This window comes from Amycolatopsis sp. NPDC023774 (genome assembly GCF_040639695.1).
GTDB lineage: Bacteria > Actinomycetota > Actinomycetes > Mycobacteriales > Pseudonocardiaceae > Amycolatopsis.
Genome location: NZ_JBFAAJ010000066.1, coordinates 1 through 14,144, shown reverse-complemented (window position 1 = coordinate 14,144; position 14,144 = coordinate 1). Strand labels below are relative to the sequence as shown.

At 69.2% G+C, this 14,144-nt stretch carries 21 protein-coding genes and 1 pseudogene; 7 read left to right on the top strand and 15 right to left on the bottom strand.

The annotated features are described in order from the left end of the window. Positions 1–436: 436 nt before the first annotated feature. Complete coding sequence (locus tag AB0F91_RS45950; RefSeq protein ID WP_360608634.1) at positions 437–697, top strand: hypothetical protein; 261 nt, start codon at positions 437–439, stop codon at positions 695–697. Positions 698–811: 114 nt separating this feature from the next. On the opposite strand, the gene AB0F91_RS45945 is transcribed toward AB0F91_RS45950, so the two are convergent. Continuing rightward, positions 812–937 carry a hypothetical protein gene (locus AB0F91_RS45945; protein ID WP_360608632.1) on the bottom strand — a complete coding sequence of 42 codons (126 nt, stop codon included), beginning with the start codon at positions 935–937 and terminating at the stop codon, positions 812–814. A gap of 151 nt (positions 938–1,088) precedes the next feature. Beyond that, positions 1,089–1,574, bottom strand: a complete 486-nt coding sequence (locus AB0F91_RS45940; RefSeq protein WP_360608636.1) for a hypothetical protein — start codon at positions 1,572–1,574, stop codon at positions 1,089–1,091. Here AB0F91_RS45940 and AB0F91_RS45935 point away from each other — a divergent pair. Continuing rightward, positions 1,500–1,994 carry a helix-turn-helix transcriptional regulator gene (locus AB0F91_RS45935; RefSeq protein WP_360608630.1) on the top strand — a complete coding sequence of 165 codons (495 nt, stop codon included), beginning with the start codon at positions 1,500–1,502 and terminating at the stop codon, positions 1,992–1,994. The genes AB0F91_RS45940 and AB0F91_RS45935 overlap by 75 nt on opposite strands. A gap of 528 nt (positions 1,995–2,522) precedes the next feature. On the opposite strand, the gene AB0F91_RS45930 is transcribed toward AB0F91_RS45935, so the two are convergent. From AB0F91_RS45930 to AB0F91_RS45920, 3 genes are all read right to left on the bottom strand, one after another. Then, positions 2,523–2,822 carry a hypothetical protein gene (locus AB0F91_RS45930; protein ID WP_360608628.1) on the bottom strand — a complete coding sequence of 100 codons (300 nt, stop codon included), beginning with the start codon at positions 2,820–2,822 and terminating at the stop codon, positions 2,523–2,525. Positions 2,823–3,004: 182 nt separating this feature from the next. After that, positions 3,005–4,516 (bottom strand): radical SAM protein, encoded by a 1,512-nt coding sequence (locus tag AB0F91_RS45925; RefSeq protein WP_360608626.1) that lies wholly within the window; start codon positions 4,514–4,516, stop codon positions 3,005–3,007. Positions 4,517–4,901: 385 nt separating this feature from the next. Further along, positions 4,902–5,168: a hypothetical protein gene (locus AB0F91_RS45920; RefSeq protein ID WP_360608624.1), complete on the bottom strand. Its 267-nt coding sequence runs from the start codon at positions 5,166–5,168 to the stop codon at positions 4,902–4,904. Between the two features lie 212 nt (positions 5,169–5,380). On the opposite strand from AB0F91_RS45920, the gene AB0F91_RS45915 reads away from it, so the two are divergent. Both AB0F91_RS45915 and AB0F91_RS45910 read left to right on the top strand, forming a co-directional pair. Continuing rightward, entirely contained in the window at positions 5,381–5,569 is a 189-nt protein-coding gene (locus AB0F91_RS45915; protein WP_360608622.1) for a hypothetical protein, read from the top strand. Beyond that, positions 5,566–6,039 (top strand): tyrosine-type recombinase/integrase, encoded by a 474-nt coding sequence (locus AB0F91_RS45910; protein WP_360608620.1) that lies wholly within the window; start codon positions 5,566–5,568, stop codon positions 6,037–6,039. Before AB0F91_RS45915 ends, AB0F91_RS45910 begins: the two co-directional genes overlap by 4 nt. Before the next feature lie 178 nt (positions 6,040–6,217). Here AB0F91_RS45910 and AB0F91_RS45905 read toward each other — a convergent pair whose 3' ends face one another. The 4 genes from AB0F91_RS45905 to AB0F91_RS45890 all read right to left on the bottom strand — a co-directional run bounded on the left by AB0F91_RS45905 (position 6,218) and on the right by AB0F91_RS45890 (position 8,422). Continuing rightward, complete coding sequence (locus AB0F91_RS45905; RefSeq protein ID WP_360608618.1) at positions 6,218–6,676, bottom strand: DUF6292 family protein; 459 nt, start codon at positions 6,674–6,676, stop codon at positions 6,218–6,220. Between the two features lie 229 nt (positions 6,677–6,905). After that, positions 6,906–7,109 (bottom strand): cold-shock protein, encoded by a 204-nt coding sequence (locus AB0F91_RS45900; RefSeq protein WP_360608616.1) that lies wholly within the window; start codon positions 7,107–7,109, stop codon positions 6,906–6,908. A 343-nt stretch (positions 7,110–7,452) separates the two neighbouring features. After that, entirely contained in the window at positions 7,453–8,076 is a 624-nt protein-coding gene (locus AB0F91_RS45895; RefSeq protein WP_360608614.1) for a hypothetical protein, read from the bottom strand. 139 nt (positions 8,077–8,215) lie between these two features. Further along, positions 8,216–8,422: a VOC family protein gene (locus tag AB0F91_RS45890; protein WP_360608612.1), complete on the bottom strand. Its 207-nt coding sequence runs from the start codon at positions 8,420–8,422 to the stop codon at positions 8,216–8,218. A gap of 8 nt (positions 8,423–8,430) precedes the next feature. On the opposite strand from AB0F91_RS45890, the pseudogene AB0F91_RS45885 reads away from it, so the two are divergent. Beyond that, a pseudogene (locus AB0F91_RS45885) lies at positions 8,431–8,670 on the top strand (site-specific integrase); the annotation flags it as partial. Positions 8,671–8,921: 251 nt separating this feature from the next. Here the strand turns inward: AB0F91_RS45885 and AB0F91_RS45880 are convergent. Both AB0F91_RS45880 and AB0F91_RS45875 read right to left on the bottom strand, forming a co-directional pair. Beyond that, positions 8,922–9,098: an ANTAR domain-containing protein gene (locus AB0F91_RS45880; protein ID WP_360608610.1), complete on the bottom strand. Its 177-nt coding sequence runs from the start codon at positions 9,096–9,098 to the stop codon at positions 8,922–8,924. A gap of 272 nt (positions 9,099–9,370) precedes the next feature. Then, positions 9,371–9,688 (bottom strand): sigma-70 family RNA polymerase sigma factor, encoded by a 318-nt coding sequence (locus AB0F91_RS45875; protein ID WP_360608608.1) that lies wholly within the window; start codon positions 9,686–9,688, stop codon positions 9,371–9,373. Positions 9,689–10,253: 565 nt separating this feature from the next. Here AB0F91_RS45875 and AB0F91_RS45870 point away from each other — a divergent pair. Continuing rightward, positions 10,254–11,402: an NUDIX domain-containing protein gene (locus AB0F91_RS45870; RefSeq protein WP_360608606.1), complete on the top strand. Its 1,149-nt coding sequence runs from the start codon at positions 10,254–10,256 to the stop codon at positions 11,400–11,402. Positions 11,403–11,651: 249 nt separating this feature from the next. After that, positions 11,652–11,783, top strand: a complete 132-nt coding sequence (locus AB0F91_RS45865; protein WP_360608604.1) for a hypothetical protein — start codon at positions 11,652–11,654, stop codon at positions 11,781–11,783. A gap of 67 nt (positions 11,784–11,850) precedes the next feature. Here the strand turns inward: AB0F91_RS45865 and AB0F91_RS45860 are convergent, their stop codons facing one another. From AB0F91_RS45860 to AB0F91_RS45845, 4 genes are all read right to left on the bottom strand, one after another. After that, positions 11,851–12,270: a hypothetical protein gene (locus tag AB0F91_RS45860; RefSeq protein WP_360608602.1), complete on the bottom strand. Its 420-nt coding sequence runs from the start codon at positions 12,268–12,270 to the stop codon at positions 11,851–11,853. Positions 12,271–12,819: 549 nt separating this feature from the next. After that, positions 12,820–13,179 (bottom strand): HPF/RaiA family ribosome-associated protein, encoded by a 360-nt coding sequence (locus AB0F91_RS45855; protein WP_360608600.1) that lies wholly within the window; start codon positions 13,177–13,179, stop codon positions 12,820–12,822. A gap of 247 nt (positions 13,180–13,426) precedes the next feature. After that, entirely contained in the window at positions 13,427–13,681 is a 255-nt protein-coding gene (locus AB0F91_RS45850) for a hypothetical protein (RefSeq protein WP_360608598.1), read from the bottom strand. 8 nt (positions 13,682–13,689) lie between these two features. Further along, complete coding sequence (locus AB0F91_RS45845; RefSeq protein WP_360608596.1) at positions 13,690–13,839, bottom strand: hypothetical protein; 150 nt, start codon at positions 13,837–13,839, stop codon at positions 13,690–13,692. Positions 13,840–14,144: the final 305 nt, after the last annotated feature.

The window sequence follows — 14,144 nt, the reverse complement described above, 5'->3', positions numbered from 1 at the left end:
GGTCCCAGCACACTGACGCCGCTGGTCACTGCCCGGAGCCCCGTTCACTGATCGGCTCCGGCCACCTGACCGGTCCTGCAACTGCACTGACAACACAACAACTACTACTGATACTGCTGATCTTCGCGGGCGCACGCGCTCCGCCCGCGTCCTGCACTACTGCTCCGGGACCGGCACTACCTGGTCACACCTCGTCATCACTCGGTCCCGGGTGCTGCTCCGGTCACCAGCCGGAACCTGTTCCTTGATCGGCTCCGGCCTGCCTGACCGTCTTGTCTCACCTCGCGGGTAGTTACGTTCTCTCCCGCGCCTGCTTGACGTTGTCTCTCTCGTACGTGGAGAACATTACACACACTCGCCGTTGAATGTCTACTCCGAGCGCCATAGATTTTCTGGGTCGGGTCGGACGGGTGGTGGGGCGAGGGGGCGCACGAGCGTGAGTGACGAGGTCGCGCAGGATCCGCTGGGTGATCGGTACGGCCTGCTCGGGGTGCGTGACCTGGGCGAGTACGCCGAAGCCCTGACGCGGTTGGTGGAGCGGGGGCGGCGGGAGCGGTGGGTGGCGGTGCTGTCGGAGGCCGAGGCCTACGCGGCGGCGGAGCTGCTCGGGCAGTTCGCGCAGCTGGATCCGCCAGGGGAGTTGCACCGGCTGGCCGCAGCCCTGGCCAGCCGCCTCTACAGCCGCCTCGGCGCCTGATCGCCAGACATTCGCGGTTTGGGTGCTCCGGGATAGCACCCAAAGGTGCCCGGCCGCGGCCGGATCAGCGGCCGGGCAACGCCACGCGGGTGCCGGACATGCGACCGCCGACGGTCAGTCTCGCGGCAGATCGGTTGTGTCGAAGTCCGCGGACTCGTCTATCCGGGCCACCCCGACGGCGGCCAGTCCCAGGTGGGGCCGGCCGATCGGCAGCAGCACCTCGACGAGCTGACCGAGCACGTGCACCGTTTTGCCGCCGAAGGCGCGTTCTGGCCCAGCTCGAACCTGGTCCCACCCCCGCAGGAACCCCGTGCAAGGCCCAACAACCCCAGAACACCTGAGCTCGACCAGGAATGCGGCCTGCCGAGTGGGGAAGGCAAGGGCGGGCCACTCACCTCGCCGTGGGCGTGACCTCGGTAAACGGGCCTTCAGCGTCGAGCAGGAACGGCCACAGCTCCTGGTTCCGGGCCACCGCCGCCGCGGCCCGGCTCACCGCCGCCGAGGCGTCGTGCGGCTCCAGGTGCCGGCGCCACTCCGTGTGCGCGATCTCCTCGACGTGCTGGGGCTCGTCGCCGACGTCGCCCAACGGACGCCACTCGCGCCCCTCGACCTCGCTGGCCTGGTGCAGCTCGGTCACCCGCTCCCAGCTGGAGCCCCGCCAGCCGCACGTGCACGCCACAACCCACCGGCACACCCGATCCGACGACACCTGCTCTTCGCGTTCCGGCCATCGACCACCGACCGGAGGGGCCAGCTCAAGGAACTCCACGCTGCCGTCATCCCGGCGGCGGCTGGTACTGCCATGCGCCTCGCGGCCGTCATCGAGAATCCGGGCCACCCAGCCCTCGTGGTCTCCGCCGTCGTTGATCCAGCTCATCCGTGCCTCCCCGTCCACTCCCACTGTCAAGGAACCTTGACAAATCCAGTGCGTCAAGGTTCCTTGACGAGCACAAGAGCGGGCTCATCCCTCGTCGAGGACCGGTCTTGGATTGGCCGGCGTCATGGAAGTCGGGCACGTGCTTCTCCTGGTCGGCAATCTTGCGCCGGTACCAATCCTGGCCGCATCGGCGCGGAGGCCTTCGCCGCTCCTACCGCGAGCTTCGCGGATGGCCGAGTCCGTGCGCCCGTCCGACGCCTTAGGCCCGCTCTCCCCCAAGAGGCGTTCATCGCGCGCCTGGCTCGCGACGGGCACACGAACCGGGAGATCGCCGCGCGGCTGACAGTGAGCCCGCGCACGGTCGAATGGCATTTGAGCAAGGCATTCACGAGCTGGGCATCCGCGCGCGGCGCCAGCTGAGGAGCTCACTGTCACCGGGTGACGCCACCGTCACCAGTCCAAGGCGCCGGGTCTCATGCCTCGCTCCTTCCGCTGGCGGGCCCGCCAGCGGCGCCCGAACCGCTGTTTTCCCACGCGCCGGGCGTTTCGCCGTTCATCGTGCCGGTTGACATCCAGTCAACGCGACGAGGCGGCCCGTCACACCTGGAAAACCCCTGGTCCAGACAACCCGGGAGGCGCGGCGCCGGACCCGGAGCGCCCGGCCCGGGTATCGGGCCCGAGATAGTGCCGGGTGCGAGCTCCGCCCCGGCGCTGCCAGAGCGGATCATGAACGACGAGAGGGGGTCGCCGAGGTCCAGGGCTTCGGCGCGACCACCGACGAGCTCTCCGCGCGCTACACCTCCGCGGTGGACGAGGAGAAACAACGTCGCGACCGGCACGTCGCCGTGCGCAAGGACCTGGTCGAGCTGCCGCAGCTGTTCATCGCCGCGTGACCGAGTCACCGGTACCCTGTGGATTGAGCTGGCGGTGGGCCCGTGTCCGATGGCGCTAGCCCCGTTTCCGCTCCGCAAATAGGTAGCCGACAACTGCCGCGAGGGCACCGATCACCGGACCGACGACCACCTGCAAGATCGACTTGCCGAAATCCGAGTCGAACCAGTGCCAGGCCATGCCGGCTGTGATCACGGCGATCGAGACGATCGAGACGATCACGAGCGTGAACCCCTCGAACGCCACCGCCGCGACCTCGGCGAGCGGAGCCCGGCTCTCGCCGGCGTCCGGATCGATGTACCCCACCTCGAAGCCCGCGTGTGCGCAGCGGCCGCCGCGCACCGCGCGCAACCTCATCGTCCCGACCTCTCGGAGTCCCGTCTCTTCGTCCGCCGCAGCTCTGCGCGAGGTCGGACTCGGCTACGACGCCTGCTCCACCGCCCGACGTACACCTCGTACGCCTCCCGGCCGACCACGTGTCTCGAGCCATCACCGGACCCTACGCCGGGAGCCCCCGATCCGAGTCCACTGTGGATCGGCTACGGCCGGATGGCCGACAGGTCGGGAGTCCGGTCCGCGGCCGAGAGCAGCTCGCTGTAGTCGCCGAGCATCCGGTCGCCGAGGTGGCGGTAGAACTCCGGCAGCGCGGTGGTCCGCCCCTCGTGGAACGCCAGGAAGCCGGGGTCGGACCGCAGCAGGGTGCGGATGCGCCGGAAGCTGCCGATGTCGGCGCGGAAGCCGGCCGTGCGCGCACGGTGCACCCAGCGCACCACGCGGCTGGGCGCGGTCCGCAGCCGCCGGCGCAGCATCTCGGGTGACGCGGCGTGCCCGTAGAGCTCGATGAGCTTGTCGTAGTAGGTCACCGGGTCGTAGTTCTTGATTGTGGTGACCACGTAAGGCGCGTAATAGAAGCTGAACGGCATGGTGGGGAGGATCCGCCCGTCGGCCGCGAGCTCGTCGTGCAGCGGCGTGCCGCCGAACGGGACCGGGATGTTGATCGTCGGGAAGGCGAACGGCGCCAGATCCATGAACCGTTTCGTCAGTTCGACCGGCGAGTCACCCTCGTCGGTGTCGAGGCCGAACATGAAGTTCGCCTGCAGGTACGGCACGTTGTCGGCCAGCTGCGCGAAGTGCGCGGCGACCCGCTCCACCTTCGCCATGCCGCCGGCGCGCCCGACCCCGGCCTTGTTCGAGTAGTCCGTCCAGGACTCCACGCCCGGCGCGACCATGGCACAGTTCGTGTCCTTGAGCCGCCGCGGCCGGTCGCCGCGCAGCACCGTCAGCGAGCTTTCGATGACGTACGGGGGCCGCTCACCCGGCGGCTGGGCCTCCAGCGCCTCGAAGACCTGGTCGAACTTCACCGCGAAGTTGGGATCGTGGAACACCACCAGCCGGCCCGGCAGGTGAGTGGCAAGATAACGCAGGTCGGCCTCGAGCCGCTCGATCGACAGCGGCCGGTAGGTGCTGCTCCAGTCGATGCAGAAGTCGCACCGGTACGGGCAGCCCATGCTCGCGAGCATGGGCACCGCCGTCAGCGGCGTGGGTGTCCGCCCCCGGAAGAAGGCCGAAGCACGGATCTCGGGCATCCGCTCCTCGACTGCCGGCACGTCGTCGAAGGGCTTCTCCGACGAGATCACCGCGCCCGGGTCGAACTGCCCGGCCAGGATGTCGGCGACCAGCGCCTCGTCGCACTCGCGGACGACCAGGTCGAAGAACCGCAGGCAGTCCGCGGGGAACGCCTTCGCGTGCGGGCCGCCGATCACGGTGCGCACGCCCGCCTTGCGGTACAGCTTGGCGAGCGCGTAGGCGAGGTGGCTGACCTGCGTGTAGCAGGAGATGAAGACGACGTCGAGGTCGGCGGGCACCAGGCGGTGCGGCCGGCCGAGGCCGTAGTAGGTGGCGTAGAAGGTCTCGTGCCCCATCTGCCGGCACCACACGGAGATGGCTTGCGGGGTGATGCTCGCGTACTGCTTGGTGATCAGCAGCTGGTAGCCCAGTTCCACCGGGCGCCGAGCCGGTGGACCGAGGAGATCGAGGATTCCCACTCGCACCGCGTGCCCCCTCGGTGGCTGGCCGGCTCGTCCTCCACCGGCGGTGAGCAGTACGCACAATGCGTGCCTGCCGATCTGCCTTGCTAGCGGCGTCACCAGGGGCCGGAGTGAACGCGGCGAATCTGGCGACTCTACTCCGGCCGATCGCCAGCCGGAAGGGCCGCCACCTGCGAACAACCGGCGGCAGGTCCACTGTAGACGGACGACGCGCCGGGGCCCCCCGCGAGCCGTCCACGGTAGTCGGACCAGTGCACCGGTATTGATCTTTACATCGAGCGGGTTGGCGGTGCCACCTACACGCGCCGGGTGCCAGCTTCAGCGAGACAGGACAGGGCTGTGCTGGGCAAAGCTGGTCTGTCCGGCTGGATTCGAGGCTGGTGCGGGATTAGCTGGCGCCGGCCTGTCCGGTGCCGGGGTTCAGGTATCGGACGGTCGCGCCGAGCACTTTGCGTTCGGCGCCGCGGGCGTGGCCGCGGCAGTAGCTGCGGGTCTCGCCGTCGGCGTCGGTGACGGTCGCGGCGATCGGCTCGCCGCAGGGCACCTCGAGGCGGTCGTAGTTCCAGCTGCGCCCGCAGCCGGGCGCGATGCACGAGGATCGGCCACCGCTGGAGCGCAGGGTCGTGCCGTGCTCGGGGCACGCGCCCCAGGGCACGCCGCACAGGCCGGGGCCGGCCGCGGCGCGGTGGCGGACGAGCAGTTCGATGGCGCGGTCGAGGTCGCTGAGGTAGCCCTCGAGCAGACCGTCGCCGTCGTCGTCGATGAGGTAGCCGATGCGGCGGATGCCCCGGCGGGAAACCCGCGCTGTGGATCAACGGCAAGGGCCGCAAACGCCGCTGGGTCCTGGTCGTCGACTGGGTCCTGGCCATGATCGACGAGTACCTCGCCGACCGCGACGCCGCCGAGGCCAGCAGCGAGATCGCCGTGCGCGGGCAGGTGTCGGCGAAACCGGGCGATCGGCCGCTGCTGGCCAGCCGCGCCGGGAACCGGCTGGAGCCCAGCAGATCACCGACGCGCTGCGGTACCTGTGCCGCAGCCTCCTGCGTCGAGGCGTGAGCTCCAGCACCATTCGCGCCCACGCCGCCGCCGTGCGCGCGATCGCCGACACCATCCACCCCCACGCGGCCCGGCACCTCTACGCCATCGCCGCCGAAGCCCGCGGCATCCCCATCCGCCAGATCTCCCGCGACCTCGGCCACGCCAGCCTCGCCACCACCGAGGCCTACCTCGAACAAGGACGCCACCTCGCCGACAGCGCCGCGCCCACCCTCGCCGACCTCATCACCGCCCGGCGAAGACGCCGCCGTGCTGCCCGATCCAACCTCCGCGTGAGCGAGCAGCGCGACCGCGCGCGGTGCGCGCGGGGGGCGCTGCCGGTCAAGCAGCGGCCGGCAGCGCCCGTCTTTCGCAGGACGAATAGCGGCATGCGGCGCGGGTGGTCGCGTGCCGAGTCAGTCTGCCGCCGTGCGACGCACGCTTGTCGGGTCGCGGCCCGTGTCCCCAGTCATACCCACCACCGAACGTGAAAAACAAACGGTCAAGTGCGTGTTCATGTCATCTCTTCACCAACGGGGCCCGTCGGCGGCCGACCGGCCCACCTCGGCTACGACAATGAGCTTTGTTGCCGAGGTCGCGCACGAAGGCGCACGGCACACAGGGTGGCGGTATCGTCGCGGCGATCGGGCAATTCGGAGGTTCGGCTAGTTATGCCGGGATTCCGCTCATGTGTGCTGCCAGCGTTGCTCGGTCGAGCTGGGGAGGTACCGGGCTGAGTTGCCCGCTGCGGCGTCCGCCGAGGACGTCGGTGACGAACTGCGCGACGGTGGTAGGCGGTGGTGCGATCCGGCCGCGGAGGTGACAGATCACGGGCGGTTGGTCGTTCCCGCGTGGTTCGATCGCGACGTACCAGCCGATTCGTTCGTCCCAGATGAGCATCAGGTCGCGCTGCGGGCGGTCGGCGGTGCGGGAGGTGAGCCCGAGGTAGGCCGTGGCGGTGTCGGTGACTTCGTGCGTCACCGCGTCGAGGGGAACGCCGATCTGCTCGGCCACAGCGCGGGTGTAGGCCGCGAGCGCGCTCTCCAGGCTCGGCGTTGCGGCGCCGGCCGTGGGCTTGAGGTCCAAAATGGACAGCAGGAGTCCCTCGTCCTTCGCGTCGCGGGCCATCCGTGCGACCGTGCGAGCTGCGCGGGCACGGTGTTGCTGGTGCTCGCGCAGGTGACGGGTACGGCAAGACGTGAGTCGGGCTGCCGGTCCTACGCCTGGCAGGCCGGATGTTGACGTCATGGTCTGCACCTCGAAGCCCGAAGGGCCGGATGTGATGGGGATGCGGGCGGGCGGGCGGGTGCCGCCGGGCGTCCACGGCGACGTGGAGACCCGGCCGGCGTGGTGGTGGTCAGAGGACCGACACCGCCGTGGCCTGCGGGCCGCGGTTGCCCTGGCCGACGTCGAACTGCACTCGGGCGTTCTCGTCCAGGTTGCGGAAACCGCCACCGGTGATCTCCGAGTAGTGGACGAACACGTCGCCGCCGCCGTCGTCGGGGGAGATGAAACCGAATCCCTTTTCGGAATTGAACCACTTCACAGTGCCCTGGGACATATAAGTACTCCTTGTCACGTCGAACATGCGGCGCTTGCGAGGCGGCCGGGCTGCGAGCGTGAAACCAAGGAGGCCCGAGAGGCACCGAGACGACGCTCGCCAAAAACCTCTGCGGGCGTCAGGAAACAACGAGCACAAAAATCTTCAACCGCAAGTAGTGGAGCACACCCGCAGGCGTGCCGTCAAAGCGGGGATCGGGTCTCGACCCCCGTGCTGGTAGTTAAGTTGCCGGCTGAAGCGCGCACACCCGTACGTTCCCGCTTGGCTGTGCCGTTCTGCAGCCGGTGCTCGACGATCAAGTACCGGTAGAGCAGGTACTCCCCTGCGGCGAACACTGCGTGCATCACGGCCGAGGCGGCCAGGAACCGCACGAGCCGGTCGGAGAAGCTGATCCCGTAGCTGCCGGCGACTCGTTCCAGGGCGAAGGTGTAGGCGGCTCCAGGCAGCAACGCCAGCACGGGCCGCGCGGGTCCGCCTGGCCGAGCACCAGTGCCGTCGGGCGGGCGGGGGAGTCGGTCACGCCGAGCACCAGCACGTCGACGTTCTCGTGGAACCGGACGTTGACGCAGCCGCCGCGGATCGGGTACCGGCTGGCCAGTGGCTTCGCGACGGCCCCCTCGATACCGACGGCTGCCTGCTCCCCGCTGATCCACGTCCGACCCTGGGCGACGTCGAGCGTTGAGATCATCAGCTGCACACCGGCGTTCCCCCCGCCGATCACCGCGGCCAGCCGCTCGCGCCGGCGCGACAGCGGCCACAGCCGCAGGTCACGGCCACGGGCCTCGAGCAGGTCGAACGCCACGAACACCACGGCGATGCCCTCAGCGCGGCGCCGTGCCGGGCCGTAGCCCAGCGCCGCGAAGTCCAGCCGCCCCCCGGACCGGTAGGCGCACAGCTCACCGTCGAGCACCACCCGGCCCAGCGCGGCCGGCGACGCGAGAATCCCGAGCTGCACCTGGATGGCCACGCGGTCGGCGTGGCCACGCGAGCGGTGTGCCCCGAGGACCGCGGCCCGGGCGGCCTTGTGCAGGTCGCCCGCGTACTTCTTCCCTGCGGCTGTTCAACCAGGGCACCCGGCGCACGCCCAGTGCTGTCGTCGCGCGCCCTCAGGAGGCGGCTTGGACGAGTTCCACGATGGTGCCGTCCGGGTCGCTCATATACAGAAAGGTCATCCCCTTGGCCGGACCCTCCTGCCTGACCCGCGGCGTCCCATGGCTGCGCCATCCAGCTGCAGCGCAATCCCGCAGCACGGCCTCGATGTCGTCCACGAACAACGCAACGTGCATCGAACCGACATCAAAGCGAAGACCCATCCCGGCACGTGAGTAAGCCGCCGGCGACCCTGACCCTGTCGCGTGGCGCGGCGGCCGGATGCGCGGTACGTCGCGGCTGGGATTCCCGGGTATCTCGCCGAAAATTCAACGGAATAGGGCCTGACACCCGCCGCGACATCCACCAGCTGCGCCACGCCCACGCCACCGAGCTCAACGACTCCGGCGTCTCCATCAGGGTTGTCCGCCGCCGGCTCGGCCACGTCTCCATCGAAACCACCCAGCTCTACACGCTGCTCGCCGAGCAGGTCGCCGACGACGAAATCCGCGCCGCCCGCCACCGACGCGAACGCGCTGACCACCTCGTCCGCGCTGGTCAGCGCCTATTCCGTTGGATATACCGCGAGATGATGTCCGGGAACCCCCACCTGCCCGCCGCTCGGTGTGTTTCCCGCGGGAATGTTTGGGTAGGCCCGGGGCGGCGCGCCGGCGAAGACCGCAGTGCGGTCTGGAGGGGGCGTGTCCGCAGGTGGCCTCGCGGTCAAGCGGAGGCTGTGGGGCCGCCTTGCGGTTCGGCGGGCAGGGTGGCGAGGAATTCGTCCAGGAATGCTCGCGCGACGTCGCGGAGCTTGACGTTGGTGTCCTGGGACAGCGTCACGAGCACGCCGAATGCCTCCTCACGGCGAACAGCGTCGGTGAACTCCTGCGACTTCATCATCGATCTCCCCTCCATAACGACGACACAGGCCTCGACGCGGGCGCGGGCGCGCTGGCGCCGCCGGGGGAGTGGGTGCTCTCCCACAACTCGCGCATCCGGGCCAGCCCGCGCGCGGTCGACGATTTGACCGTCCCCACCCGCAGCCGAGCAGCCGCGCGGTCTCGGCTTCGCTCAGTCCAGGTAGAAGCGGGCGGGCCAGCACCGCCCGCATCCGCGGCGGCAACCGGTGCAGCAGCGCGACCATCTCACGGCCGGCCGACACGACGAACGCATCACCCCCGGGCCTGAACGTCGGCACCCGCGTCGGGCACCAGCCGCTCCCGCCGACCGCGGTCACGGCGGGCCAAGAACACCCGGAACAACACCTGCCGCGCGTAGGCACGTTCGTGCTCGATGTCCGCGCGACTGACGTGCTTGACCAACTTCAGCAGCGCATCGTGCACCACGTCCTCGGCGTCGCCCCGATCGCCGGTCAACACAAGCGCATACCGCAACAGCTCGCCGTAGTGCTGCTCGACGAACACCTCGAACCGCTCACCCGGCCCCCGCACACCCACCCCCATCTCCTGCAGTAACACCCCCTTGATCACTCAGGACACCGAAAAGTTGCTCACCCCGCCGAACTTTCTCCCGCGATCACCCCCGCGGGGGCGGTTGCACCGCAGATCGTCGAGGTCAGGGCCACAGCAGCGGGACGGCGTGCCAGGAAGCCCAGCCGATGAGCACGCGCCAGCTCAGTGTCGGCGGAGGCGCCCGCGAGCCCGGATGCGGGCCTGGGGCCGTTCGGGTGAGGTGCGGCTGTGGCCGTGCCGTGGTGCCCAGTTTCGTCGGGTGCGGCTGGCACCACCGCGATCAGCGACCGTCGGCGATGGGGAGGCGACACAGCGTGTCGTCGAAGCGTCGGAGGAAGCCGGGGGCTGCGACGAAACCGTGGACATCCGCAGGTGCGGCGCGGGAGGCGCGGATCTCGACCGAACGGTACCTGCGCCAGGCGCCGCTGGCGCGGGAGTCGGAGACCGCGCGCCTGGTCGAGGCCTTCCAGGGCAAGCTCGCGCACCTGGGGAATCCCGTGGGTTCGGCGCAGTTGCGGCCTGGCGGAGACCGGGCCCGTATTACGAAGCTGCCGACGAGCCGCGAGCTGGGAGGATCTTGGTCATGAACGACCGTGCTGCGTTTCAGGTTCTGGTGCTGCCCTACCGTCAGACCGCGCAGGGCACGGAGTTCGCCTTGTTCCGGCGGGCTGATGCCGACTGCTGGCAGGGTGTTGCCGGTGGTGGCGAAGCGGGCAAGTCCCCGCTGCAGGCCGCGCGGCGGGAAACCGCCGAGGAAGCCGGCTTGCCGCATCCTGCTTGCCGAACGGGCCTACGCTCGGCCCTGCCAGTCCGAGGCCGAACGCCGCCGTGCACTGCCACGCTGCTCCTCGCCTCTCAGGGCAGTACAACTAGTAAGGAAACTGGGATGCCTCTCGACTCGACCGGCAAAATCTCCTTCGACCACATCTACGCCGAGCCGGATCCGCGTTCCTTCTTCGGCACACTGGGCCAGGTCGACTACCTCATTCCACAACTGGCCAAGCCCTACTTCAGCAAGCTGATCGAGGAATACCGCGCCGAACGCGGCGTCGCGGAACCGACCGTGCTCGACGTCGGCTGCTCGTATGGCGTCAACGCGGTCCTGCAACGGTGCAACGTGACGATAGACCAGCTCTACGACTACTACACGGGCCCGGATGTGCTCGCCCTCGACCACGAAGCACTGCTCGCGGCCGACCGTGGCCGGGTCCGCTCGCACGCGGGTACCGAAGACATCCGTTTCATCGGTCTCGACAACTCGGGTCCGGCGCTGGCCTATGCACAATCGGCCGGGTTCATCGACGCCACGATCCACGCGGACCTTGAGCAGGACGATCCGACGCCGGAGCAACAGGACCTGCTGGACGGCGTCGACCTCGTCATCTCGACCGGCTGCGTCGGGTACGTCACGGACAAGACCATCGCCCGGGTCGCGCACGGGTCGCGGCCGTGGATGGCGCATTTTGTGCTGCGGATGTTCTCCTACGACCCGGTCGCGGCACGTCTGGCCGAACTGGGCTACCAGAGCGCCGGCGTCGACGGTGTGTTCCGGCAGCGGAGGTTCGCCTCGGCGGAGGAGCAGACTCAGATCCTGGACAAGCTCTCGAGTGCGGGTGTGGACCCGGAGGGCCTGGAGACCGACGGGTGGCTGTACGCCCAGCTGTACATCTCCCGGCCGGCCGGCGCGGCCACAGAGCTCGCCACCGTGATGAACGCCGTGTCGCCTAGTTAATGAGACCCTGCAGCGGCTCGCATGTAGATCACCAGGATGGCTGAGCGGAAATGAGCCTGGAGTGTCGGCGCCGGTTGCGTCCCGCCCCATGTCCGCAGTGGAGGCAGGCGCGAGGGGAACTCAGCATCATCCTCGAGCGGGTTCAGTAGGTCATGGACATCAGCACGGCGTCGCCGCTGTCGGCCTTCTCGTCGTAGATCGCGATGTGCCATTCGACGATCAGCCGCTGGTAGGCGGCATACCCCGCGCTTGCGGCGCATCCTCGCCGCCGACGACCTGATCGAGCAGCGGCCCGGGCCGGACGCCGCCCGGTTCCGCCGCTCCGCCGAACTCGCCGAGTACCTCGACGGGCTCACCGACTCTCCGAATACTCCGGTGTAGTGCGGATTTTCGAGGCACGACTACCGATAACCTGTGATATCGCTGGCTCAGCTGGGAAGAAGGGGCTTCAGACGGTTGCCGTCAGGTCGCTTCCTGCGTCCTGTATGTCCGCGATGCGCCGCAGGAGCATGTTGGTGGTCTGCTCCATCAGGCCAGCTCGTTCCGCGCTGAGTGCATCGAAGTCACCATGCGCCGCCTGATTCCGAACGCCGGCGCACATCGTGAGGTCCTTGACGTCTTGGGCCGTGATCAGCCCTTCGCGCCGGAGAGCCGTGGTGAGCGTGTTCATCGTCGGACGTTCCTCGACGGCGACGTTTTTCGCCTCGGCGAGTGCGCGAAGCGCGATCTCGAGTGCGGCGCCGCACAGCACGATCGGCGCCGCTGGATGGACGCTCCCGTCTTCGAGCAACTGGCGAACCTGCCCCATCAGGTCTGTCCGGACGCCGGCGATCTCACCTCGGATCCGCTCACCGACCAGGTCAACCACACCTCGCCGGACCTGCGCCGACCAAGCGTCCAGAAGATCACCCAAGGCGCGAGCGCCCGTCTCCAGCGACTTGCCGCCACCCTTCGTTTTGTAGAGTTCGTCGGCCTGGAGGAGTCCATTGACTGTCCGCGCCGGCGTACAAGCGGAAGCATTCCCGCGCCTCGGTCGCAGGGGCGACGATCGTGTGCATCTCGCTTGGTTCGGCGGCCGTCCAGTACTCGCCGTACTCGTCGGAGTGCCAATTTATCCCTTTGCGAAGGCGACCGGCCAGTTCCACTGCGTACGCGAGCACCTGCTCTTGGTTCATCGGAGGAGAATGCCACTCGGTCCGGTCAGGAGCGGAGCAAAACGCGCCCCTGATTCGGCGATCAGCTCATCTGTCATGCACGCCGTGCAGCGGCCGCCGGCGACGAGGTGAAGGGGGTGGTCTTCCCCTCCCGATGACGTGGTGCGGCTCATCGCGAGCGCGGCCGTGTTGTGAGCTCACGGTTCGCCGCCACGTCGTGCTCGAGTGCCGTCGTTGACCGCGTGTCCGACCCCAGCCTGGTTTCAGCTCTCTTGGTCTTCCTTCATGTGCCGGATGGACTCGCCGCCTTTGTGGTGGGCCGCGCGGCCGAACAGCTTCTCGAGCCCCCGCTCGAGCTTCTGCACGGCGCCGTTGAACGCGTCGGGAACCGACCCCGCGTGCTGGGTGGCGATGACTGGCTGCCGCCCCGCGGGCCGGGCTTCGATCACGCACCGCCGGTCTTCGCCGTCAGTGCTGCCGCCCATTTCGTCGCTCAGGTGGACGTCCAGCGTGGTGAGGTGCTCACTGAACCGCGCCAGCTTCGACTCGAGCTCGACCTCGAAGTACCGGATCAGGTCCTCGCCGCGGCTGAGGTTGCTGTCCGTACTGATCTGGATCTCCATACTGTGGTTCCCTTCTCCGGACGCGGCGCCGGCGTCGCCTGGACGCTCGGCCACCAGCATCTCCCGGAGTATCCCTCGCCCACCCCCTTCGTGTCGGCCGTGGAGGTCAGAAGCGCCGGCGGTCAGGGGTCGGGGGCGGGTGGCGAGGCCTTCGGCGTAGAAGGGTCGAGGGATGCGGCGCCGGGCGAGGTGATCAAGCGGCAACTGGGCCGCTGAGCACGACGAAAGGCCCGTCACCCGAGCTTGGCTAGTCACCCGTCGCGCGAGCGGCGTCGGCGCGATGCTTCGCCAGGTTCCGCAGTCTGGCGAGCACGAAGTTTTTGCCGGTGCCGTCCCAGACCGCGTGCGGGTCCCCCTCGGTAGCCCACGGCACGTGCTCGACCAGGGTGAGCTCGGCGTCGGCGGTGGGGAACGACATCTGCCCCTCGCCGGGGCCGGCGTCGGGGTCGGTGAGGTACAGCACCGTTTTGTAGCCGGGCAGCCCCGTGGGGTCGGTTTTCAACCGCGGGTTCAGGCCCGGCCGGCCGCGAGCGCCGCGAGCAGGTGCATTCGATCGACGTCGACGGAGCGGAGCTGGTCCAGCTCGGCCACCCGGTCACGCAGCTGCCCCAGCTCACCGCCGGGGGGAGCCGTCGAGGCCGGCAGGTCGGACGCTCCCACGCTGCTCGTCGTGGAAGCTCATGGTGCAGCCTTTCAGGCCTGGCGTGCGCTACTGCACGGTCCGCCCACCCGGACGAACGCTTGCGGTGGAGAGATGACACAAACTCGCACTTGACCGTGCGTTTGTCACGTCCGGTCGTGGGTATGGCCGAGGACACGGGTCGCGACCCGATAAGCGTGCGTCGCACGGCGGCGCGCGGGGGCGCTGCCGGTCAAGCAGCGGCCGGCAGCGCCCGTCTTCGCCGCAGCCGAGCAGGCCGAGTTCGGGTCGCCCCGAGGATGCGCCACGGGTGCGGCTGCGGACG